Raw genomic sequence first — 20,860 nt, 5'->3', positions numbered from 1 at the left:
TCCGCCCGGGACCCCGGGCGGGGTAGGGGAAAGAACCCCTAAACCACCGCGCCGCGCCCCGGGTCGTCGTCCTCGTCCTCGTCGCCGTCCTTCATCCGGAGCACCAGCGTCGCGAAGCCCCCGAGGAAGCCGCCCACCCCCAGCGTGGTGGCCCACCACGTCAGCTCCTGCCGCAGCAGGACCATGATGAGCAGCAGCAACGGTCCACCGAGCACCGCGATCCACGCGAAGCGCGACGTGACGTCACCCGTCGGCAGCGGCGGCGGCTCCGGCGGTACGAAGTGGCCCTCCTCCGCGGCGTCGTCCTCGTCGGCGGCCTCGGAGGCACTCCAGTCGCGCGGGCCGACGCCCGGCGCGTAGACGATGAAGCTGCCCGGCCGCTTGGGCGCGGCGGGGGCGGAGTCCGCGTCCTCGGAGGCGTCCCCGGCCGGCCCGGTCTCGTTCTCCTTCGCGGCCTCGGACCGAGGGGCGGCCCCGGACTTGGGGGAGGGCTCAGGGGCGTCGGGCCCTTCCGCCCCGGCCGGCGAGCGCGGGGTGTCCGCTATGTCGCCGGAGGCGGGCCAGCGGCCCTTGTCCGGGTCCGGCTGCTCGCCGTAGGCGGCGACCAGCTCGGCCCACGCCCGGTCCTCGTCCAGGGGGTCGCGGCTTTCGTCGCGGTCACGGTCCGCGTCGTGCTCAGCCACGGGAGGCCGTCCCCTGCGGGTCGGCGTGCCTGCCGGCGGGCTCCCCGGCGCTCTCCTCACCGATGCCGGCGGAGAGCCGGCTGATGAACCCGTACGTCTCCTCGAAGATCCACGGGGCGTCGTGGTCCAGCGTCGCCACGTGATAGCTGTGCTCCAGCAGCCGCTCCGTGACGTCCCGGGACGAGACCCGGGCCAGGATGCGCGCCGAATCGGCCGGCGGCACCACATGGTCCTCGGGGCTGTGCATCAGCAGCAGCGGCTGGGTCACCTGGGGCAGCTCGGAGTCCAGCATCCGCAGGAAGCGCCGGAAGGAGTGCGCGGCGTGCAGCGGCACCCGGTCGTAGCCGGTCTCCTCCATGCCCGGCTTGGCGATGTCGCTGGCGATGCCCTTGGTCGTCCGCACCAGATGGCGCACCACCGGCAGCGCCCTGGCGGCCAGGCCGTGCACCTTGTTGGCGGGGTTGACCAGGACGATCCCCGAGACCGCGTCGCCGTGCTTGGCCGCAAGGCGCAGCGTCAGGGCGCCGCCCATCGACAGACCGCACACGAAGACCTGGGAGCACCGCTCGCGCAGCGACCACAGCTCGCGGTCGACCTCGGCGTACCAGTCCTGCCAGCCGGTGATCGCCATGTCCTGCCAGTGCGTGCCGTGCCCCGGCAGCAGCGGCAGGGAGACGCTCAAACCCCGTTCCGCGAGATAATCGGCCCAGGGCCGGACGGATTGCGGCGAACCGGTGAAGCCGTGACACACGAGGACGCCGACCTCTCCGCCGTCATGGCGGAACGGCTCGGCTCCGGGGAGGAGCGGCACCGGAATCTCCGATCAATGGAGCGGGACAACAGGAAAGAGAGGGTCTGGCCCTCAGCCTACGCGGAGCGCCGCACGGCGGGTAGGCAGGTTAAGGTCTCCTCGTCACTACAGGAGGTTCTCGGTTGTTCTACGGCGCAATGAAGCTGTCCATCGGCGGGTCGCTGAAGCTTGCCTTCCGGCCGTGGGTGGAGGGTCTGGAGAACATCCCGGCCGAGGGGCCCGCGATCCTGGCGAGCAACCACCTGTCCTTCTCGGACTCCTTCTTCCTCCCCGCGGTGCTGGACCGCAAGGTCACCTTCATCGCGAAGCAGGAATACTTCACCTCCCCCGGAGTCAAGGGGAAGCTGACGGCGGCCTTCTTCAAGGGCGTCGGCCAGCTTCCGGTCGACCGCTCCGGCGCCCGCGGCGCCGGCGAGGCCGCGATCAAGAGCGGCATCGAGGTGCTGGAGCGCGGTGAGCTCTTCGGCATCTACCCGGAGGGGACCCGCTCCCCGGACGGCCGCCTCTACCGCGGCAAGCCCGGTGGGCTGGCCCGGGTGGCGCTGGCCACCGGAGCACCCGTGATCCCGGTCGCGATGATCGACACGGAGAAGGTGCAGCCGCCGGGGAAGGTCCTGCCGAAGATGATCCGGCCGGGCATCCGGATCGGAAAGCCGCTGGACTTCAGCCGCTACCACGGCATGGACGGCGACCGCTTCATCCTCCGCTCGGTGACCGACGAGGTCATGTACGAGATCATGAAGCTCTCCGGCCAGGAGTACGTCGACATCTACGCGACGGCCGCCAAGCGGCAGATCGCGGACGAGGCGAAGCAGAAGGCCGAGGAGGAGAAGGCGGCCAAGGCCGCCGGTCTCGACAAGGCGGGAAAGAAGGCGGATCACAAGCCCGAGGCGTAGGTCGCCCGGCTGGGGGGTTGGGGCAGGGATGACACAGCGCACCGGTGGGCGTCAGCGTGCCGTGCGGATGTCGGTGGAGCTGCCGCTGTGGCGCGCCCTGACCGGCTACCGCATCCTGACGCTCGGCTACGCGCTCGCGCTGTTCTTCCTGAACTACCGCGAGTACGCCCATCCACCGGCGGCCGCACTCTACATGGGCGTACTCACCCTGTGGATGCTGCTGACCTGGAACCGGGTCACCTCCGCCGAGCGGTGCACCAAGCCGTTCCTGATCGCCGACCTGACGATCGCGCTCGCCGGAATCCTGCTCACTCCCTTCATCGACACCGCCGAGCGCATCGACGCAGGCTCGGCCACCCTGCCGTCCATCTGGACCGGCGGGGCCGTCCTGGGCCTGGCCATCAAGGGCGGCTGGCGCTGGGCGGCGGCCGGCTCCACGATCGTGGCGGTCGCCAATCTGGTCGAGCGCGGCAGCCCGGCCCGCGACACGGTCCACAACGTGGTCCTGGTGTGGGTCTCCAGCATCGCCATCGGCTACATCGTCGAGGTCGCCCGGGCCAGTGAGCGCACGCTCGCCCGCGCCCTGCAGATCGAGGCCGCCACGCGCGAGCGGGAGCGGCTGGCCCGCGACATCCACGACAGCGTCCTGCAGGTGCTGGCCATGGTGCAGCGCCGGGGCGCGCAGATCGGCGGTGAGGCCGCCGAGCTGGGCCGGATGGCCGGTGAGCAGGAGATCGCCCTGCGCAGCCTGGTGGCGGGCGGCCTGCTGCCCCCGCAGCGCTCCGCCGCACAGCTCGCCGAGGACGCGGAGCTGGTACGGGCCGTCCGGCCCGACCCCGCACCGCCGACGGGCCCCTGTGACGTACGGGCGCTCCTCGCCCCGCACGCGGGAGCCACGGTCACCTTCTCTGCGCCGGGCACGCCCGTGCTGCTGGAGGCGGCCGCGGCGGCGGAGCTGGCGGCCGCCGTCGGTGCGGCACTGGACAATGTCGCCAAGCACGCCGGCGAGGGCGCGCGGGCCTGGATCCTGCTCGAGGACGAGCCGGACGAGGTGATCGTCACCGTGCGGGACGACGGCCCGGGCATTGCCGAGGGCCGGCTTGCGGACGCGGAGCGGGAAGGACGCATGGGCGTCGCCCTGTCCATCCGCGGCCGGCTGCGGGACCTGGGCGGGACCGCCGAGCTGGTATCGGTGCCGGGGCAGGGCACCGAGGTAGAACTGAAGGTTCCACGGGGGAGCGAGGGCACGTGATGAACACAGAGGCAGTACGGGTCATGGTGGTCGACGACCACCCGATGTGGCGCGACGCGGTCGCCCGCGACCTGGCGGGCGCCGGGTACGACGTGGTGGCCACGGCTGGCGACGGCCCCCAGGCGGTGCGCCGGGCCAAGGCGGCCCAGCCCGACGTCCTGGTCCTCGACCTCAACCTCCCCGGCCTGCCCGGCGTGGCCGTCTGCAAGGAGCTGGTGGCGGACCGCCCGGCGCTGCGCGTCCTGGTGCTCTCCGCCAGCGGCGAGCACGCGGACGTCCTGGAGGCCGTGAAGTCCGGCGCGACGGGCTATCTGCTGAAGTCCGCCAGCACCGAGGAGCTGCTGGACGCCGTGCGCCGCACCGCGGCGGGCGACCCCGTCTTCACCCCGGGCCTGGCCGGACTGGTCCTCGGCGAGTACCGCCGCCTGGCCGCCGACCCCGCCCCGGCCGCCCCCGACGAGCCCAGGGCCCCGCAGCTCACCGAGCGCGAGACGGAGGTCCTCAGGCTCGTCGCCAAGGGACTGTCCTACAAGCAGATCGCCGAACGCCTGGTTATTTCCCACCGCACGGTGCAGAACCATGTGCAGAACACCTTGGGCAAGCTCCAGCTGCACAACCGCGTGGAGCTCGTCCGCTACGCGATAGAGCGAGGTCTCGACGACGCCTGACCCTTCGCGGCCGGGCGTTCCCGGCGGAAGGAAAGGTGTCTCATGCGGATCGGAGTGCTGACCGGCGGCGGCGACTGCCCCGGGCTCAACGCGGTCATCCGCGCGGTCGTCCGCAAGGGCGTCCAGGACCACGGCTACGATTTCATCGGCTTCAAGGACGGCTGGCGCGGCCCCCTGACCGGGGCCGTGACCGAGCTCGGCATCCCCGCGGTGCGCGGCATCCTGCCGCGCGGCGGGACCATCCTCGGCTCCTCCCGGACCAACCCCTTCAAGGAACCGGACGGCGTCCGCCGGATCACCGAGAGCCTCGCGAAGTACGAGGTGGACGCGCTGATCGCCATCGGCGGCGAGGACACCCTGGGGGTGGCCCGCCGGCTGTACGACGAGCACGGCGTCCGCTGCGTGGGCGTGCCCAAGACCATCGACAACGACCTGTCCGCCACCGACTACACCTTCGGCTTCGACACCGCCGTCAACATCGCCACCGAGGCCGTCGACCGGCTGCACACCACGGCCGAGTCCCACATGCGCGTCCTCGTCGTGGAGGTCATGGGCCGGCACGCGGGCTGGATCGCCCTCCACTGCGGCCTGGCCGGCGGCGCCAACGTCATCCTGATCCCCGAGCAGCGCTTCGACCTCGACGAGGTCTGCGGCTGGGTCACCTCCCGCTTCCGGGCCAGCTACGCCCCCATCGTCGTCGTCGCGGAGGGCGCCATGCCCACGGACGGGGACCTGGTGCTGAAGGACTCCGCCGCGCTCGACTCCTTCGGCCACGTCCGGCTGTCCGGGGTGGGGGAGTGGCTGGCCAAGGAGATCGAGGCGCGTACGGGCAAGGAGGCCCGCACCACGGTGCTGGGCCACGTCCAGCGCGGCGGCACGCCCAGCGCCTTCGACCGGTGGCTCGCCACGCGGTTCGGGCTGCACGCGATCGACGCGGTGCGGGACGGCGACTTCGGGAAGATGGTCGCGCTGCGGGGTACGGACGTGGTCCGGGTCCCGCTGGCCGAGGCCACGGCGAGGCTCAAGACCGTGCCGGCCGCGCTGTACGAGGAGGCGAAGGTCTTCTTCGGCTGACCGCCGGCGGAGTCCTCGGTCGCCGGTCGGGGCTTCGGCAGGAAGCCCGGACCGGCGACCCGGAACCATCCCCGCGTGCGCGGGGAGCAAGCCCTGCGCGGGCACGCCTTGGCCGGCGTCCAGGGGTCATCCCCGCCTGCGTGGGGAGCAATGGGCCCTCAGCGTACCGACACGCCCGCCAGCAAGTTGGTGACAATCGACAGGCCGTTCAAGGTCAGCACGGACTCCGGATGGAACTGCAAACCGGCGAAACTTTCCGAACGCAGGGCGTGCACATCGCCGCTCGCGGCATCGCGACTGACCTCCACGCGGTGCAGAGCCAGCTCCGCCTCCGTATCCGCATCGCACCGCGCCGTGAAGGTGTTGTAGAACCCCACCGTCTCCTCCCGCCCGAAGAAGTCGATCCGCTCCTGCGCCCCCTGGAACGGCACCGCCTTGCGGGCGATCTCCAGGCCCAGCTCCGCGGCGATCAGCTCGTGCCCCAGGCAGACCCCCAGCAGACCGTGCCGGTGCCGGCGCAGCAGGTCCGCCGCCAGCCCGCGCAGCATCCGCATCTTCGGGTCGGTCGCCTCCGCGGGGTTGCCCGGGCCGGGCCCCAGCACCACGGGCCCCTCGTGGGCCAATACGGCGTCCCGCAGCCCGGGCTCGTCGTAGCGCCGCACGGTCACCGTCAGTCCAGAGGTGCGCAGCAGATGGGCCAGCATCGCCGTGAAGGTGTCCTCCCCGTCGACGACGAGCGCGTGTCCGCTCAGCGTCGCGGCGCAGTCCTCGGTCTGCATCCGCAGCCAGAAGGGGGCCAGATCCGCGCGACGTGCGTCCAGCGCGGCCTGTACGCGGGCGTCGTCGGCGAGCCGTACGGGCGGGGCCGCCGCCGGGCGTACGGGGCCCGGTCGCACGCCGAGGGCCGCGAGGACGCCCGCCGCCTTGGCGTGGGTCTCGGCGACCTCGCCGTGGGGGTCGGAGTGCCGCACGAGGGTGGCGCCGACGCCCACCCGCAGCCGGCCGCGCCGGTCGATGTCGGCCGTACGGATGAGGATCGGCGAGTCGAGGGTCTGGGTGCCTCCCGCGTCCCGGCCGATGAGGGCGAGTGCGCCCGCGTAATAGCCGCGGCCCCGCCTCTCGTGCCGCTCGATGACCCGGCAGGCGTTCTGGACCGGCGAGCCGGTGACCGTGGCCGCGAACATCGTCTCGCGGAGCACGTCGCGGACGTCCAGCGAGGAGCGTCCGCGCAGCTCGTACTCGGTGTGGGCGAGGTGGGACATCTCCTTCAGGCGGGGGCCGACGACCACGCCGCCCATGTCGCCGACGGTGCACATCATCTTCAGCTCCTCGTCCACGACCATGGACAGCTCCTCCACCTCCTTGCGGTCGTGCAGGAAGCCGAGCAGGTCGTCGGTGGTGGGGCCGCCGGCCGGGTAGCGGTAGGTACCGCTGATGGGATTCATCACGACCGTTCCGCCGGCCATCCGCACGTGCACCTCGGGGCTCGCGCCCACCAGCGTGCGGTCGGGGGTGTGCACCACGTAGGTCCAGTAGGCGCCGCGCTCGCCGTCCAGCAGGCGGCGGAAGAGGGAGAGCGCGTCGGCGGCGGTGAAGCCGTGGATCTCGCCCTCGAAGGTGCGGCGGATGACGAAGTTGGCGCCCTCGCCCGTGCCGATCTCGTCCTCGATGACCCGTTCGACGATCCGTGCGTACTCCTCGTCGTCCACGTCGAAGGCGCCGCCCTCCACCCGTACCTCGTGCGCGGGCAGTGCGGCGCGGACGGCGGCGAGCGGGAGCTCGTGGGACTCCTCGGGCCGCAGGACCAGCAGGGGCGTGCCGTCGTCGCGGACGTCGAAGCCGCGCTCGCGGATCTGGCGGAAGGGGACGAGGGCCAGCGCGTCGTGCGCCGGGCCGCCGTGGGCCGGTGGGCCCGCCGGCAGCGGGATGTCGCCCAGGCGCCCGGCCTCGGCCACGGGGCCCAGGAGCAGCTCGACGGCATCGTGCCCACGGCCGGGGGTGCGGCGGTGGAGCAGGGCGAAGGGCGGGCAGCCGGCGGCGGTCAGCCGCGCGAGGAGGGCTGCGGTGGCTGCGTGGTCCACGGTCATCTGGGGTCGTTCCTTCCTGGAGGACTTCGAGGAGAGGAACGGCCCCGGGGCCGGCGACCGTCAGGTGCGCCGAAGGCCGCCCCTCGGGGCGGCCTTCGCGATCGGTCGGGAGTACGCGCGATCAGTGGGCCGCCGGAGGAGCGGTCCACCACCAGTTCTGGTTCTGCGACTGAAGCACGTACATGGCGGGCACCCTACCCGACGTCCCCGGGGGAGGTCCCGGGTTTTCCCTAAAGCCGTCTCGGCAGATGTCTCAGATTCCGGTCCGTCCGCCAGGATGGCTGCCCGGACCCCGTAATGTTGAGGCGTGACCGTGAACGCTGAAATCCACGCCGGTGGCAACACCTGGCGCTCCCTGCCCGCGGCGCAGCAGCCTGACTGGCCGGACCAAGAGGCTCTGCGCGATGTGATCGCCGAGCTCGAGTCCTATCCGCCTCTCGTCTTCGCGGGCGAGTGCGACCAGCTGCGCCAGCGCCTGGGAGCCGTCGCCCGTGGTGAGGCGTTCCTGCTCCAGGGCGGCGACTGCGCCGAGGCCTTCGACGCCGTCGGCGCCGACCAGATCCGCAACAAGCTCAAGACGCTGCTGCAGATGGGCGCGGTGCTGACCTACGCGGGTTCCGTGCCCGTCGTGAAGGTCGGCCGCATCGCCGGCCAGTACAGCAAGCCGCGCTCGAAGCCGACCGAGACCCGCGACGGCGTGACCCTGCCGACCTACCGCGGCGACTCCGTCAACGGCTTCGCCTTCACGCCCGAGGCCCGTACGCCGGACCCGCAGCGGCTGAAGCGGATGTACCAGGCCTCGGCCTCGACGCTGAACCTGGTGCGCGCCTTCACCACCGGTGGCTACGCCGACCTGCGCCAGGTGCACGCCTGGAACCAGGACTTCGTGAAGTCCTCGCCCTCCGGTCAGCGCTACGAGCAGCTGGCCCGCGAGATCGACCGGGCGATGAACTTCATGAACGCCTGCGGGGTGGACCCGGAGGAGTTCAAGACGGTCGAGTTCTACGCCTCCCACGAGGCGCTCGTGCTCGACTACGAGTCGGCGCTGACCCGTGTCGACTCGCGCACCGGCGATCTGTACGACGTCTCCGGCCACATGCTGTGGATCGGTGAGCGCACCCGGCAGCTGGACGGCGCGCACATCGAGTTCGCGTCGAAGATCCGTAACCCGATCGGTGTGAAGCTCGGCCCGACGACGACGCCCGAGGACGCGCTGACCCTCATCGAGCGGCTCGACCCCGAGCGTGAGCCGGGCCGTCTCACCTTCATCACCCGCATGGGTGCCGACAAGATCCGGGACAAGCTCCCGACCCTGGTCGAGAAGGTCACGGCGTCCGGCGCGCAGGTCGTCTGGATCAGCGACCCCATGCACGGCAACACCTTCGAGGCGGCCTCGGGTCACAAGACCCGTCGCTTCGACGACGTGCTGGATGAGGTCAAGGGCTTCTTCGAGGTCCACAAGAGCCTCGGCACCCACCCGGGCGGCATCCACGTCGAGCTGACCGGCGACGACGTCACGGAGTGCGTGGGCGGCGGCGACGAGATCTTCGTCGACGATCTCCACCAGCGCTACGAGACGGCGTGTGACCCCCGCCTCAACCGCAGCCAGTCCCTGGACCTGGCCTTCCTGGTCGCGGAGATGTACCGGGACCAGTAGGAACCGTAGGTAACGACCGTGGGGCCCGGATCTGTGATCCGGGCCCCACGGCGTTGTTTTTCGGCCGTCGGGCCGGGTAAGGTAAGGATAACCTTATTGATCAACCCGGCCTTCCGGCCGACGCAAGGCGGTGACCGCGTGTACGTCTGCTCGTGCTTCGGCATCACGGAGCAGCAGGTGCGTCAGCACGCGGACGACGGGGCCTGCACGCCCCGCCAGATCGCCTCCGCCTGCAAGGCCGGCACCGACTGCGGCAGCTGTGTGCGCCGCATCCAGGCCCTGCTCGGCCGGGGTGCGTGCCCGCGCCGTGAGCTGGCCGACCAGGGGGAGTCCGACGTGCTGGCCCCCGACGTGGCGTTCATACCGGCGTCCGCGGCCGCGAAGGAGCGGGCCGCCGCCTAGGCGCCGCGCGCCGGTCAGTCGCTCCCGCCGTTCTCCTGCTCGATGAACTGGGCGATGTAGAGCGGTTCGCCGAGTTTCTCGATCAGCTCCAGCTGGGTGTCGAGATAGTCGATGTGGTCCTCCTCGTCCGCGAGGATCGACTCGAAGATATTGGCCGAGGTGATGTCGCCCTTGGCCCGCATGACCTCCACGCCCCGCCTGAGGCGGTCGATGGCCTCGACCTCCACCTGCCGGTCGGCCATGAACATCTCGGTGATCGTCTGGCCGATCCGGACGTGGAAGAGCCGCTGATAGTTCGGCAGCCCCTCCAGGAAGATGATCCGGTCGGTCAGGACCTCGGCGTGCCGCATCTCGTCGAACGACTCGGCACGGGTGTGCGAGGCGATCTTGGTCCAGCCGTGGTGCTCCTGCAGCTTCGCGTGCAGGAAGTACTGATTGATGGCCGTCAGCTCGGCCGTCAGCTGCTCGTTCAGGAACTCGATGACCTCGGGGTCGCCCTGCATCGCAGAGTGCTCCTTCCTGGGGGCACCGCCCACGGCCGTCCAGGCCTGTGGGGGAGTGTGGCTTGCAGGTTGCGCGCGCATCCTCGCACTGCCCTTCGGAGCCGTCCAGTAAGTGCACACTTAGTGGGAGTTGCCCCGATACGTCGGTACGGGCCCGGGCCCTGGTCATCACCACTGCCGAAGGTCTGTCACCATGGACCCATGGGTCAGTCGGAAAGCCGCAAAGGGGAGCATCTCCAGCTGCCTCCGGGGCAGCGGCTCCAGCGCGGATGGCCGGTGACGCACTACGGGCCGGTCCCGAAGTTCAAGCCGGACCGCTGGGAGTTCCGTGTCTTCGGTTCGACCGCCGACGGCGACAAGCACTGCTGGACGCACGAGGAGTTCTCGGCGCTGCCGTACACGACGGTGGTGGCGGATCTGCACTGCGTCACGAAGTACAGCATGCTCGGCGCCGAGTGGGGTGGGGTTTCGGCCCGTACGATCCTCGAACTCGCCCCGCCCGCACCGGAGGTCACGCATGTGATGGTGTGGGCCGAGTACGGCTTCAGCTCCAACCTCCGGCTCGCCGACTTCACCGCCGAGAAGACCGTGTTCGCCACCCACAAGGACGGCGAGGCCCTCACCGCCGAGCACGGCTTCCCGGTCCGCCTGGTCGTGCCGCACCTCTACGCCTGGAAGGGCCCCAAATGGGTGCGCGGCGTGGAGTACATGACCGCCGACCGGCGCGGCTTCTGGGAAGAACGCGGCTATCACAACATCGGCGACCCCTGGCGCGAGCAGCGCTACTCCTACCAGGAGCAGCCGGGCGAGGGCCCGGAGCTCTAGCCGCCCGGCCCCCGTGGCCGGGCGCGGCGGTCAGCCGTCCCGCAGGGCCTTCAGCCGCGCCACGTCCGCGGCGTGTCCCTCCGGGCCGCCCGGCGTCTCGATCGTCAGCGGCACGCCGCGCGTCGCCGGGTGCGTGAACAGCTCGGCGAAGGGCTCGGCCCCGATATGGCCGGAACCGATGTTCTCGTGCCGGTCCTTGTGCGCGCCGACGACGTCCTTGGAGTCGTTGGCGTGAATGAGCCCCAGCCGGCCCTCGCCGACCACGCAGACCAGTTCGTCGAGCGTCTGCTTCATCCCGCCCGGCCCGGCCAGGTCGTGCCCGGCGGCGAAGAGGTGGCAGGTGTCCAGGCAGACCCCCAGCCGGGGGTGGTGCTCCAGCGCCTCGAAGTACGGCCCCAGATCCGCCGCCAGCGAGCACAGCGAGGCGCCCTGACCTGCCGTCGGCTCCAGCAGCAGCCGCGGGTCGTCGTCGTGGACGAGCTCCTCCAGCAGGGGCAGCAGCCGCTCGTGCACCTGGGCCAGCGCCTCGTGGCGGGGGCGGCCGCCGGTCGCGGAACCGGTGTGCACGACGACGCCGCGCGCCCCGATCTCCCGGCCCCGGCGCAGGGAGTGCCGCAGCGACTCCACCGACTTCTCGACGGTGGCCTCGGTGTGCGAACCGAAGTTGATCAGATAGGGCGCGTGCACGAAGACGGGCAGCGACTCGCGGGCGCAGGCCTCGCGGAACTCCTCGTCCTGCCGTGCCGTGCCGGCCGGGGTCGCCCAGCCGCGCGGGTTGGCGACGAAGACCTGGACGGCCTCGGCGCCCATCGCGCGGGCGTACGGCAGCCCGATGCGGGCCAGGCCGCCGGCCACGGGGATGTGGCCGCCGACGGGATTGCGCAGCCGGCCGGGAAGGACGTCGTCCGTGGTCGCGGTGATCGTGCTCACGATGGTCAGAATCCGCTCTTCATCCGGATGACGATGGTCTCGCCCTTGGCGGCCTGCTGGCCGGCGCGCACGGACTGGCTCTCGACCGAGTCCTTCGGGAAGAGGAACGGCCGGTCCACCTTCACCTGGAAGCCCGCGTCCGTCAGGGCCTTCTTGGCGTCCGCCTCGCTGCGGCCGGTGACGTCCGGGACGGCGACCATCTCCCTGCCCTTGGAGACGGTCACGGTGACGGTGTCGCCCTCGGCGGCCCGCGAGCCCCTGGCGGGGGACTGCTCGGCCACGGCGCCCTTGTTCTGCGGGGAGAAGACCTCGGTGTCCGAGACCTTCACCTGCAGCCCCGCGCCGGTCAGCGCGGTCGTCGCGTCCGCCACGGACAGTCCGGTCACGTCCGGGACGTTCAGCGGCCGGCCCTTGCTGACGACGAGCGCCACGGGCGACTCCGGGCGCAGCTGCGCACCGGGGCGCGGGTCGCTGGAGAGCACCGCGTCCTTGGGCGTCTCGTCGCTGAACTGGCGGCTGACGTCGCCGACGGTCAGCCCCAGACCCTCGATCTTCCGCTTGGCGTCCGCGAAGGGCATGCCCGCGAGGTTGGGCACCTCGGCCCGCTGGGGGCCGCGCGAGATCGTGATCGTCACCTTGCCGGTGTTGCGGATGCGTTCGCCCGGCTTGGGGTCGGTGGCGATGATGTGGCCCCGCTCGACGGTGTCGCTGAACGCCTGCCGGGTCTTCACGCCCAGCCCCGCCTTGTCCAGCTCGGAGGTCGCCTTGGCCTCGGTCATGTCCAGGACGGCCGGCACGGAGGTGAACTGGCCGGAGTTGATGTACCAGACACCCGTGCCCGCGAGGATCGCCAGCAGGGCGGCGGCCGCCGCCAGCACCCAGCGGCGCGGCAGCGGCCACCCGGTGCGCGGCGGGCGGACCGGGGCGTGGTGGCCCGGCGGCGGTGCGGCGGGCGTGGGCGGGAGCTCCAGGCGAGAGGTGCGGTTGAGCTGGTCGTCCTCGGCGCGCGGCGGCAGGGGCTGCGCGGTGATCCGCGGGATCACGCTCGTACGGTCCTCGGAGCCCGCCTGAGCCGCCTGGCCCGGCTGTCCCGCCTGGTCCGTCCGGGGCGCCGACGCCTGCGGCGGCATCGCGTCCAGCTGCTCGGGGGTCAGGGAGGCGCGCGCCCGGCGGACCTCGCCCAGCAGGGCGACCGCGTCGGCCGGCCGCTGCTGGGGGTCACGGGCTGTGGCGGCGGCCACCAGGGCGTCCAGGCCGGGCGCGAGCCCGGGGACGGCCGCCGACGGCGGCGGTACGTCCTCGTGCAGGTGCTGGTAGAGCACCTGGGCGGGGGTGGCCCCGCTGTGCGGCTTGGCGCCGGTGAGCATCTCGTAGAGCACGACGCCGCAGGCGTAGACGTCCGCCCGGGGGTCGGCCGTGCCGTGCTCGATCTGCTCGGGGGCCAGGTACGACACCGTGCCCAGGACCGAGCCCGTGCTGGTCGTGGTGTTGGTGTCCACCGCCCGCACCAGCCCGAAGTCGGCGACCTTGACCCGGCCGTCGTCGCCGATCAGGACGTTCTCCGGCTTCATGTCGCGGTGGACCAGCCCCGCCAGATGCGCGGCGCCCAGGGCCGCCAGCACCGGCTCGACGACGTCGAGCGCGGCGCGCGGCTGCAGGGCCCCGCGCTCGCGCAGCACGTCGCGCAGCGTGCACCCGGCCACGTACTCCATCGCGAGATAGACGTACCGGCCGTCGGTGCCCTGGTCGAAGACGCTCACCACGTTGGGGTGGTCGAGCCGGGCCACGGACTTGGCCTCACGGATGAAGCGGTCCACGAAGGCCCCGTCGGCGGCCAGCGAGGGGTGCATCACCTTCAGGGCGAGCACCCGGTCGAGCCGGGTGTCCAGCGCGCGGTACACCGTGGCCATGCCGCCCACGGCCACCCGCGCCTCGACGCGGTAGCGGCCGTCGAGCAGGTGATCGACGAGGGGGTCCGGCAGGGTCGTATCCACGGCATAGGAGTTTACGAGCCATGACCGACACCCCGTGCGCGTTGTGCCTCGCTCGCGCTTTCTGAAGCCGAACAGTGACAGGAATGCCCGTTCGGGGCGGCGCTACGGGCGGCCGAACGCCGGCCGCTCGGGATCCAGGTCCGCGCGGCCCGCCACCGGCGACGACGCCTCGGCGAAGTGCCGGCGCGGGATCCGCCCCGCCCGGTGGGCCAGCCGGCCCGCCTCCACCGCGTGCCGCATGGCCTCGGCCATCATCACCGGCTCCTGCGCGCGCGTCACGGCCGAGGCCAGCATCACGGCCGCACACCCCAGCTCCATGGCCAGCGCGGCGTCCGAGGCGGTGCCCGCGCCCGCGTCCAGGATCACCGGGACGCCCGCGCGCTCGGTGATCAGCTGGAAGTTGTGCGGATTGCGGATGCCGAGGCCGGAACCGATCGGTGCGCCCAGCGGCATGATCGCCGCACAGCCGACGTCCTCCAGCTTGCGGGCCAGGACCGGGTCGTCGTTGGTGTACGGCAGCACGGTGAAGCCGTCGTCCACCAGGATCTCGGCCGCGTCCAGCAGCTCGATGGGGTCGGGCAGCAGGGTGCGCTCGTCGGCGATCACCTCAAGCTTGACCCAGTCCGTGCCGAGCGCCTCGCGGGCCAGCCGGGCGGTGAGCACCGCCTCGCCGGCCGTGAAGCAGCCCGCCGTGTTCGGCAGCACCCGGATGCCGTGCTTCTCCAGCACCGACAGCACCGAACCACGCACAGTGGCGTCGAGGCGGCGCATGGCGACCGTGGTCAGCTCGGTCCCGGAGGCGATGAGGGCGCGTTCGAGCACGTCCAGGCTCGGGGCGCCGCCCGTGCCCATGATCAGCCGGGAGGTGAAGGAGGTGTCCGCGACGGTGAGCAGATCGTCAGCCATCTGTGCTGATCAGCCCCCCTGCACCGCGGTGAGGACCTCGACGCGGTCGCCGTCGTCGAGCACGGTCTCCTGCCACCGGCCCCGGGGCACGACGGCTTCGTTGACGGCGGCGGCGACGCCGCTGTGCGCGTCGGTGAGCGTCGAGACGAGCCCGCCGAGGGTCGTCCCCGCCGGGACGGCGCGGCGCTCTCCGTTGACGCTGACGCTGATGGTGTGGGTGGCGACTTCGCTGCCGGTCATGCGGACTGCTCCTGGAATGCGGGGGTGAAGCGTCGGGGGGAGAAGGGGCGGGCCGCCTCGGGCAGCCGCCCGGTGGTCAGGACCTCGGCCATCACGTCACCGGTGACGGGGGTCAGCAACACGCCGTTGCGGTGGTGACCGGTGGCCGTGAGCAGCCCCGGCAGCTCGGTCGGACCGAGCAGCGGGGCGTTGTCCGGGGAGCCCGGGCGCAGCCCCGCGAGGGTCTCCACCAGGGGCAGCTCGGTGATGCCGGGCACCAGCTCGTGGGCGTCGCGCAGCAGCTCGTAGACGCCGCCCGCCGTCACGGTGGTGTCCCAGCCCAGTTCCTCGGTCGTCGCGCCGACGACCAGCTCGCCGTTCTCGCGCGGCACCAGGTACACCGGGCCGCCGCGGACGACCGCCCGCAGCGTCCGGGAGAGGAACGGCCGGTGGGAGGCCGGGACGCGCAGCCGCAGGATCTGGCCCTTGACCGGGCGGACGGGCGGCAGCACGTGCTCGGGCACGCCCGCGAGGCGGCCGCTGAGGCTGCCCGCCGCCAGCACCGTCTGCCCGGCGGCGACGCGGGTGCCGTCCGCGAGCTCCGCCCCGGCGGCCCGGCCCGCGGCGATCAGGGCCCGTACCGCCTCCGAGCGGTGGAAGACGACCCCGGCCCGCTCACAGGCCGTCAGCAGGGCCCGCGCGAGCCGCCGGGGGTCGGTCTGGTGGTCGCCGTCCACCCGCAGCCCCCCGCGTACGCCGGGCGCGAGCATCGGCTCCAGCCGGCGGCACTCGCGCCCCGACAGCCACTGCGACTCCAGGCCCGACCGCTGCTGCAGCGCGTGCAGCTCCCTCAGGTGCTCCCGGTCGTCGGCGTCCAGCGCGACGGCCAGCGTGCCGCAGGCGCGGTAACCGGTGTCCTGGCCGCTGGCCTCCTCCAGCTCGGCCGTGAACTGCGGATAGCGCCGCGCGGAGGCCAGGTTGAGGGCGAGCAGCGTCTGCTCGCCGTAGTGCAGTTCGGTCACGGCGGCCAGCATCCCGGCCGCCACCCGCGCCGCGCCGCCGCCGGGCGCAGGGTCGGCGACGGCGGTGCGCAGGCCGCGCTGGGCGGCGCGCCACGCCGTGACGAGGCCGATGACGCCCCCGCCGATGACGAGGACGTCGCAGGAATGGTGCGCAGGATTTCGATGCGCGTGCATGGGCGTCCAGCCCCTCCCTTCGCCGGCATGACCCGGATCAGGTTCGTACGGTCGGAGGCCGTCCAGCCTCCCTCTCAGCCCGGTGCGTCCGGGCTCCCGCGAGTGCGTGCAGCGGCCACCCTAGTACGCGCCGAGGACCGCCCGGAAGGGCGGCCGCACCGCGCGGAGGGCTGGACGCGCGCCGCGCCGCGCCCCCGTGGGGGAGCCGGGGGAGCGGGGGCAACCCCCGTGACGTTGTGTCAGAGGTCTCCTCACGCGGTGCTGCGGCAGACGCGGGCCGCCGTCCTACAGTGATCGGGTGAGCGAGCAGACGAAACCTTCCGGTGACCGGCGCGTCGTCATCGTCGGCGCGGGCATGGCCGGGGTGCAGACCGCGGTCGCCCTGCGCGAGCAGGGCTGGAACGGCGCGATCTCCCTGCTGGGGGCCGAGCCCCACCAGCCCTACGACCGGCCGCCCCTGTCCAAGGCCGTGCTGCTCGGCAGGGCGGAGGGATCCGCCTTCGAGGTGGACTTCGACTCGCTCGGCATCGACCTGGAGCTCGGCCTGGAGGCCACCGGCCTGAACGCCGACGAGCACGTCCTGCAGACGCGGCGCGGCCCCGTGCCCTACGACGTGCTGGTCATCGCCACCGGCGCCGAGCCGATCACCCTGCCCGGCGGCGAGGACCAGCCGGGCGTCCACGTGCTGCGCACCGTCGACGACGCCGAGCGGCTGCGCCCGGTCCTGGCCGGGCAGCGCGACGTCGTCGCCGTCGGGGCCGGCTGGATCGGCGCGGAGCTCGCGACCGCCGCGCGCGAGGCCGGCTGCCGGGTGACCGTCGTCGAGGCCGCGGACCGGCCGCTCGCGGGCGCCATGCCGGCCGAGGTCGCCGCCCACATGGCCGAGTGGTACGCCGACAGCGGGGCCCGGCTCCTCACGGGCGCGCGCGTGGCCGCCGTGGAGCCGGGGGCGGTCCTCCTCGCCGACGGCACCCGCCTGCCCGCGGACGCGGTGGTCGTCGGCATCGGCGCGCGGCCCGCGACCGGCTGGCTGGCCGGCTCGGGCATCGAGCTCGCACCCGACGCCTCCGTCGTCACCGACGACCGGCTGCGCACCTGCCTGCCGGACGTCTACGCGGTCGGCGACTGCTGCTCCTTCCCCTCGGCCCGCTACGGCGAGCGGCTGCTGGTGCACCACTGGGACAACGCCCTGCAGGGGCCGCGGACCGTCGCCGAGAACATCGTCCACGGGCCCGCGGAGAGCCCGGTGTACGACCCGGTGCCCTACTTCTGGTCCGAGCAGTTCGGGCGCTTCGTGCAGTACGCGGGCCACCACGCGGGCGCCGACGAGCTCCTGTGGCGCGGCGACCCCTCGGGGGCGGCCTGGACGGTGTGCTGGCTGCGCTCGGGCGTCCTGGTGGCGCTGCTGGCCGTGGGGCGGCCGCGCGACCTCGCCCAGGGGCGCAAGCTCATCGAGAAGGGCGCCGCGCTGGACCGCGCGAAGGCGGCGGACGCCTCGGTTCCGCTGAAGTCCGCCGCGCTCTGAGCGCCCGGTGGGGTGATGTCGGCGGGGGTTCCCGGCCCGGCTCGGGTCAACCCGGCTACCGGCTGTCAGTCCCGGATGGCAGGCTTGTCCCGTGACCGAGATTGACGCAAAGATCGATGCTCTCGTCCCCGCCTGGCTCAACCTCCCCGACATCGCAGAGAAGCTCGATGTCGAGGTGACGCGCGTCCGGCAGCTGGTCAAGGAAGGCCAGCTGATCGCGGTGCGCCGTGGCGAGAACCGAGTGCTCATGGTGCCCGCCGACTTCATCGGCGAGGGCAAGGTGGTCAAGGGCCTGGCCGGGACCTTGACGCTGCTGCGGGACGACGGCTTCAGCGACGAGGAGATGCTGGAGTGGCTCTTCACTGCCGACCCCACCCTGCCCGGCACGCCCGCGCAGGCGCTGCGCGAGAATCGCGGCACGGAGGTGAAGCGCCGCGCCCAGGCGCTCGCCGTCTGACCGAGACCGAGTGAACCGTCCGGCGTACGGGCCGGGGGACGCCCAGCGGGCGGTCCCCGGCCCGTACGCCGCCGACCCGGGGAGAGACCCGATGTCCGTCACCGCGCGCGAGCGGCTCGCCGACGCCCGGCTGTACCTGTGCACCGACGCGCGCAAGCGCCAGGGCGACCTGCCGGAGTTCCTGGACGCGGTCCTCGCCTCCGGCGTCGACATCATCCAGCTGCGCGACAAGGGCATGGAGGCGGGGGAGGAGCTGGAGCACCTCGCCGTCTTCGCCGACGCGGCCCGCCGCCACGGCAGGCTGCTGGCGGTCAACGACCGCGCGGACGTCGCGCACGCCGCCGGCTCCGACGTGCTGCACCTGGGCCAGGGCGACCTGCCCGTGCCCGCCGCCCGCGCCGTCCTCGGCGAGGACGTGCTGATCGGCCGCTCCACGCACGCGGAGGCCGAGGTGGCCGCCGCCGTCGCCGAGCCCGGCGTGGACTACTTCTGCACCGGCCCCTGCTGGCCGACCCCCACCAAGCCCGGCCGCCACGCCCCGGGGCTGTCCCTGGTGCGCTACGCCGCCGCGCTCGAGCCCGTACGGCCGTGGTTCGCGATCGGCGGCATCGACGAGGGCAATCTGGACGAGGTGCTGGACGCCGGCGCCCGGCGCGTCGTGGTGGTGCGGGCCATCACCGAGGCGGACGACCCGGGCGAGGCCGCCGCACGGCTCGCCGGGCGGATCCGGGCCCACGCGGGACGCCAGCTGTCCGAGGCGTGAGACACCCGCTGGATACCGGTCGGGCGAAAAGGGCAAATCACCGATCTGGCTTGGGGGCCCCACGGGCCGCTGGTTAACTTGCCGGTATGGCCCTTGGCACTGCCTCCACCAGGACGGACCACGCGCGCACGGTGCGTGACCTGCTTGCCTCCGGCGAGCGTTCGTATTCCTTCGAGTTCGCCGCCCCGAGGACGGAGAAGGGCGAGCGGACGCTGTGGAACGCCATCCGCCGCATCGAGGCCGTCGGCCCCACCTTCGTCTCGGTGACCTACGGCGCCGGCGGTTCCTCCCGCGACGGCACCGTGCGGGCCACGGAGCGGATCGCGACCGACACCACCCTGACCCCCGTCGCCCACCTGACCGCGGTCAACCACTCGGTGGCCGAACTGCGCAACATCATCGGCCAGTACGCCGACGTCGGCATCCGCAACATGCTCGCGCTGCGCGGCGACCCGCCCGGCGACCCCATGGGCGAGTGGGTGCGTCACCCGGGAGGGGTGCGCTACGCCGCCGACCTGGTCCGGCTCATCAAGGAGTCGGGTGACTTCTGCGTGGGCGTGGCCGCCTTCCCCGAGATGCACCCCCGGTCCACGGACTGGGAGACCGACATCGGGCACTTCGTCGATAAATGCCGGGCGGGCGCGGACTTCGCGATCACCCAGATGTTCTTCTACGCCGAGGATTACCTGCGGCTGCGTGACCGGGTCGCGGCCGCAGGTTGTGACACTCCGATCATTCCGGAAATCATGCCGGTCACCAACGTGCGACAAATTGAACGATTCGCACAGCTCAGCAACGCGGCGTTCCCCCCGGACCTGGCGGAGAGGATCCTCGCGGTGAAGGACGACGCGGCCGCTGTACGCTCAATCGGGATCGAGTACGCGACGGACCTGTGTGCCCGGTTGATGGCCGAGGAGATTCCCGGGTTGCACTTCATTACCCTGAACCACTCCACGGCCACGTTGGAGATCTACGAGAATCTGGGACTGCACCAGCGGTCCTGACGGCCGGCCGGCGACGGCGGCCGGACGAGAGGGGCGCTAATGGGCTGGACGGTCCTCTACATCGCGTTCGGGGTCGTCGCGCTCTGGCTGCTCGGCGAGGTGCTGCTGCAGTACAAGGCGCGGCTGCGCTGGCGGCTCCTCGCCTTCGTCGGCTTCCTCGGCGTCGTCGTGGGCGTGGTCATCCCGTCCGTGGCCGTCATCGTCGTGGGCGCCGTCGCCTTCGCCGTGGGCCAGACCTTCGTCACGCTCTCCTTCCGGCGGGGCTTCTCCCGGGGCTGGGCCCTGCGCCGCACCGACGACGAGGAGGGCGCCCCCGCCAAGGGCCGCGCCGCCGCGGGCCGGAGCGCGGGCCGGGGCGAGAGCACGTCGAGGGCCGGGCGCCGCCGCAAGGCCGAGCGGCCCGCCACCCCGCCGCCGTCCCCCGTCTCCGACATGACGCTCCCGGCGTCCGGCCCGGACGCGCTGTCGGCCGTCCCCGGCGTGGACAGCGCGGTGACGGAACTGATGCCCAACGTGCCCCAGCAGCCGACCGCCGAGCACCCCCCGGCCGCCCCGGCCGCGGGCTACGACGCGGCCGGCTATCCGACGGCCGCGTACGACGCCTACGGCAACGGCACGCAGAACGCGGAGACCGCGGCGGCGCCCGCCCAGGGCGGCTACGCCGGCCAGTTCGACTACGGCCAGGGACAGCAGTACGCGTCCTACTCCGACCCGTACATCGGCAACCGGCCCCCGTCCTACGAGCAGTACGACGCCTACGGCCAGCAGCAGCCCTATCCGCAGCAGCAGTACGGCCAGGGCGCCTACTCCGCCGAGGGGTACGCGCCCCGGCAGTACGACATGGACACCCCGCCCGGCGGCGTGTGGGTGCCCCAGCAGCGGGACAACGAGATCGCGGACCTCACGGCGCCCCCGGCCGCCGCGCCCGAGGGCGGCCAGCAGCAGCCCTACCCGCCGCAGCAGCAGCCCGGCCAGGGCTACGACGAGCAGCAGCGCTACCGCTACTGA

At 72.6% G+C, this 20,860-nt stretch carries 22 protein-coding genes and 1 riboswitch; of the genes, 12 read left to right on the top strand and 10 right to left on the bottom strand.

Features of this window, described 5'->3' with window-relative positions; translation table 11 throughout:
• Positions 1-38 precede the first annotated feature (38 nt).
• Positions 39-683 carry a hypothetical protein gene (locus ACIGXW_RS01370; protein WP_399568663.1) on the bottom strand — a complete coding sequence of 215 codons (645 nt, stop codon included), beginning with the start codon at positions 681-683 and terminating at the stop codon, positions 39-41.
• Positions 676-1,494: an alpha/beta hydrolase gene (locus ACIGXW_RS01365; protein WP_399568661.1), complete on the bottom strand. Its 819-nt coding sequence runs from the start codon at positions 1,492-1,494 to the stop codon at positions 676-678. The genes ACIGXW_RS01370 and ACIGXW_RS01365 overlap by 8 nt, the downstream gene beginning before the upstream one ends.
• Positions 1,495-1,616: 122 nt before the next feature.
• Between ACIGXW_RS01365 and ACIGXW_RS01360 the strand changes: the two genes are divergently transcribed.
• Genes ACIGXW_RS01360 through ACIGXW_RS01345 form a run of 4 tightly spaced genes read left to right on the top strand, consistent with a single transcriptional unit; the run spans position 1,617 to position 5,384 of the window.
• The gene (locus ACIGXW_RS01360) at positions 1,617-2,390 is read left to right on the top strand and encodes a lysophospholipid acyltransferase family protein (protein WP_399568658.1); all 774 of its coding nucleotides are present in this window, start codon (positions 1,617-1,619) and stop codon (positions 2,388-2,390) included.
• A 28-nt stretch (positions 2,391-2,418) separates the two neighbouring features.
• Entirely contained in the window at positions 2,419-3,642 is a 1,224-nt protein-coding gene (gene macS / locus ACIGXW_RS01355) for a MacS family sensor histidine kinase (protein ID WP_399568655.1), read from the top strand.
• Entirely contained in the window at positions 3,642-4,310 is a 669-nt protein-coding gene (locus ACIGXW_RS01350; protein WP_399568653.1) for a response regulator, read from the top strand. The genes macS and ACIGXW_RS01350 overlap by 1 nt, the downstream gene beginning before the upstream one ends.
• Positions 4,311-4,352: 42 nt before the next feature.
• Positions 4,353-5,384: a 6-phosphofructokinase gene (locus ACIGXW_RS01345; RefSeq protein WP_399568651.1), complete on the top strand. Its 1,032-nt coding sequence runs from the start codon at positions 4,353-4,355 to the stop codon at positions 5,382-5,384.
• Between the two features lie 158 nt (positions 5,385-5,542).
• On the opposite strand, the gene ACIGXW_RS01340 is transcribed toward ACIGXW_RS01345, so the two are convergent.
• Together ACIGXW_RS01340 and ACIGXW_RS01335 are read right to left on the bottom strand one after the other, a co-directional pair.
• Complete coding sequence (locus tag ACIGXW_RS01340) at positions 5,543-7,471, bottom strand: anthranilate synthase family protein (RefSeq protein WP_399568649.1); 1,929 nt, start codon at positions 7,469-7,471, stop codon at positions 5,543-5,545.
• A 121-nt stretch (positions 7,472-7,592) separates the two neighbouring features.
• On the bottom strand, positions 7,593-7,655 hold the full coding sequence (locus tag ACIGXW_RS01335; RefSeq protein ID WP_107423055.1) for a hypothetical protein: 63 nt from the start codon (positions 7,653-7,655) through the stop codon (positions 7,593-7,595).
• A 123-nt stretch (positions 7,656-7,778) separates the two neighbouring features.
• Here ACIGXW_RS01335 and ACIGXW_RS01330 point away from each other — a divergent pair, with 123 nt between their 5' ends.
• Together ACIGXW_RS01330 and ACIGXW_RS01325 are read left to right on the top strand one after the other, a co-directional pair.
• Positions 7,779-9,128 (top strand): class II 3-deoxy-7-phosphoheptulonate synthase, encoded by a 1,350-nt coding sequence (locus tag ACIGXW_RS01330; protein WP_071966026.1) that lies wholly within the window; start codon positions 7,779-7,781, stop codon positions 9,126-9,128.
• 138 nt (positions 9,129-9,266) lie between these two features.
• Positions 9,267-9,530 (top strand): (2Fe-2S)-binding protein, encoded by a 264-nt coding sequence (locus ACIGXW_RS01325; RefSeq protein ID WP_177338503.1) that lies wholly within the window; start codon positions 9,267-9,269, stop codon positions 9,528-9,530.
• A gap of 14 nt (positions 9,531-9,544) precedes the next feature.
• Here the strand turns inward: ACIGXW_RS01325 and bfr are convergent, their stop codons facing one another.
• The gene (gene bfr / locus ACIGXW_RS01320; protein ID WP_399568647.1) at positions 9,545-10,033 is read right to left on the bottom strand and encodes a bacterioferritin; all 489 of its coding nucleotides are present in this window, start codon (positions 10,031-10,033) and stop codon (positions 9,545-9,547) included.
• A 201-nt stretch (positions 10,034-10,234) separates the two neighbouring features.
• Here bfr and ACIGXW_RS01315 point away from each other — a divergent pair, with 201 nt between their 5' ends.
• Entirely contained in the window at positions 10,235-10,858 is a 624-nt protein-coding gene (locus ACIGXW_RS01315; RefSeq protein WP_071966024.1) for a sulfite oxidase-like oxidoreductase, read from the top strand.
• A 30-nt stretch (positions 10,859-10,888) separates the two neighbouring features.
• On the opposite strand, the gene ACIGXW_RS01310 is transcribed toward ACIGXW_RS01315, so the two are convergent.
• The 5 genes from ACIGXW_RS01310 to thiO all read right to left on the bottom strand — a co-directional run bounded on the left by ACIGXW_RS01310 (position 10,889) and on the right by thiO (position 16,103).
• Positions 10,889-11,743 carry a deoxyribonuclease IV gene (locus tag ACIGXW_RS01310; protein ID WP_399570759.1) on the bottom strand — a complete coding sequence of 285 codons (855 nt, stop codon included), beginning with the start codon at positions 11,741-11,743 and terminating at the stop codon, positions 10,889-10,891.
• A gap of 50 nt (positions 11,744-11,793) precedes the next feature.
• On the bottom strand, positions 11,794-13,782 hold the full coding sequence (gene pknB, locus ACIGXW_RS01305; protein ID WP_399568644.1) for a Stk1 family PASTA domain-containing Ser/Thr kinase: 1,989 nt from the start codon (positions 13,780-13,782) through the stop codon (positions 11,794-11,796).
• 102 nt (positions 13,783-13,884) lie between these two features.
• On the bottom strand, positions 13,885-14,688 hold the full coding sequence (locus tag ACIGXW_RS01300; RefSeq protein WP_071966021.1) for a thiazole synthase: 804 nt from the start codon (positions 14,686-14,688) through the stop codon (positions 13,885-13,887).
• A 9-nt stretch (positions 14,689-14,697) separates the two neighbouring features.
• The gene (thiS, locus tag ACIGXW_RS01295) at positions 14,698-14,928 is read right to left on the bottom strand and encodes a sulfur carrier protein ThiS (RefSeq protein WP_071966019.1); all 231 of its coding nucleotides are present in this window, start codon (positions 14,926-14,928) and stop codon (positions 14,698-14,700) included.
• Complete coding sequence (thiO, locus tag ACIGXW_RS01290; RefSeq protein ID WP_399568642.1) at positions 14,925-16,103, bottom strand: glycine oxidase ThiO; 1,179 nt, start codon at positions 16,101-16,103, stop codon at positions 14,925-14,927. Before thiO ends, thiS begins: the two co-directional genes overlap by 4 nt.
• A riboswitch (TPP riboswitch) is annotated at positions 16,101-16,213 on the bottom strand. (Overlaps the previous gene by 3 nt.)
• Before the next feature lie 188 nt (positions 16,214-16,401).
• Here thiO and ACIGXW_RS01285 point away from each other — a divergent pair.
• The 5 genes from ACIGXW_RS01285 to ACIGXW_RS01265 all read left to right on the top strand — a co-directional run bounded on the left by ACIGXW_RS01285 (position 16,402) and on the right by ACIGXW_RS01265 (position 20,860).
• Complete coding sequence (locus ACIGXW_RS01285; RefSeq protein WP_399568640.1) at positions 16,402-17,628, top strand: NAD(P)/FAD-dependent oxidoreductase; 1,227 nt, start codon at positions 16,402-16,404, stop codon at positions 17,626-17,628.
• A 91-nt stretch (positions 17,629-17,719) separates the two neighbouring features.
• Positions 17,720-18,085, top strand: coding sequence for an Rv2175c family DNA-binding protein (locus ACIGXW_RS01280; protein WP_071966015.1), 366 nt, complete (start codon positions 17,720-17,722; stop codon positions 18,083-18,085).
• 91 nt (positions 18,086-18,176) lie between these two features.
• Positions 18,177-18,848 carry a thiamine phosphate synthase gene (gene thiE, locus ACIGXW_RS01275; RefSeq protein ID WP_071966014.1) on the top strand — a complete coding sequence of 224 codons (672 nt, stop codon included), beginning with the start codon at positions 18,177-18,179 and terminating at the stop codon, positions 18,846-18,848.
• Positions 18,849-18,934: 86 nt separating this feature from the next.
• Positions 18,935-19,852 (top strand): methylenetetrahydrofolate reductase [NAD(P)H], encoded by a 918-nt coding sequence (gene metF / locus ACIGXW_RS01270; protein ID WP_071966012.1) that lies wholly within the window; start codon positions 18,935-18,937, stop codon positions 19,850-19,852.
• 39 nt (positions 19,853-19,891) lie between these two features.
• Entirely contained in the window at positions 19,892-20,860 is a 969-nt protein-coding gene (locus ACIGXW_RS01265) for a hypothetical protein (protein ID WP_399568638.1), read from the top strand.

Source organism: Streptomyces sp. NPDC053079 (assembly GCF_044546695.1).
Lineage (GTDB): Bacteria > Actinomycetota > Actinomycetes > Streptomycetales > Streptomycetaceae > Streptomyces.
This window is presented reverse-complemented; position numbering and strand designations above follow the sequence as displayed.

Bases quoted from the DNA above. Each gene is read 5' to 3' on its own strand.
- macS (WP_399568655.1), top strand. From the start codon at position 2,419: ATGACACAGCGCACCGGTGGGCGTCAGCGTGCCGTGCGGATGTCGGTG.
- ACIGXW_RS01350 (WP_399568653.1), top strand. From the start codon at position 3,642: ATGAACACAGAGGCAGTACGGGTCATGGTGGTCGACGACCACCCGATG.
- ACIGXW_RS01345 (WP_399568651.1), top strand. From the start codon at position 4,353: ATGCGGATCGGAGTGCTGACCGGCGGCGGCGACTGCCCCGGGCTCAAC.
- ACIGXW_RS01340 (WP_399568649.1), bottom strand. From the start codon at position 7,471: ATGACCGTGGACCACGCAGCCACCGCAGCCCTCCTCGCGCGGCTGACC.
- bfr (WP_399568647.1), bottom strand. From the start codon at position 10,033: ATGCAGGGCGACCCCGAGGTCATCGAGTTCCTGAACGAGCAGCTGACG.
- ACIGXW_RS01315 (WP_071966024.1), top strand. From the start codon at position 10,235: ATGGGTCAGTCGGAAAGCCGCAAAGGGGAGCATCTCCAGCTGCCTCCG.
- ACIGXW_RS01300 (WP_071966021.1), bottom strand. From the start codon at position 14,688: ATGGCTGACGATCTGCTCACCGTCGCGGACACCTCCTTCACCTCCCGG.
- thiS (WP_071966019.1), bottom strand. From the start codon at position 14,928: ATGACCGGCAGCGAAGTCGCCACCCACACCATCAGCGTCAGCGTCAAC.
- thiO (WP_399568642.1), bottom strand. From the start codon at position 16,103: ATGCACGCGCATCGAAATCCTGCGCACCATTCCTGCGACGTCCTCGTC.
- thiE (WP_071966014.1), top strand. From the start codon at position 18,177: ATGTCCGTCACCGCGCGCGAGCGGCTCGCCGACGCCCGGCTGTACCTG.
- metF (WP_071966012.1), top strand. From the start codon at position 18,935: ATGGCCCTTGGCACTGCCTCCACCAGGACGGACCACGCGCGCACGGTG.
- ACIGXW_RS01265 (WP_399568638.1), top strand. From the start codon at position 19,892: ATGGGCTGGACGGTCCTCTACATCGCGTTCGGGGTCGTCGCGCTCTGG.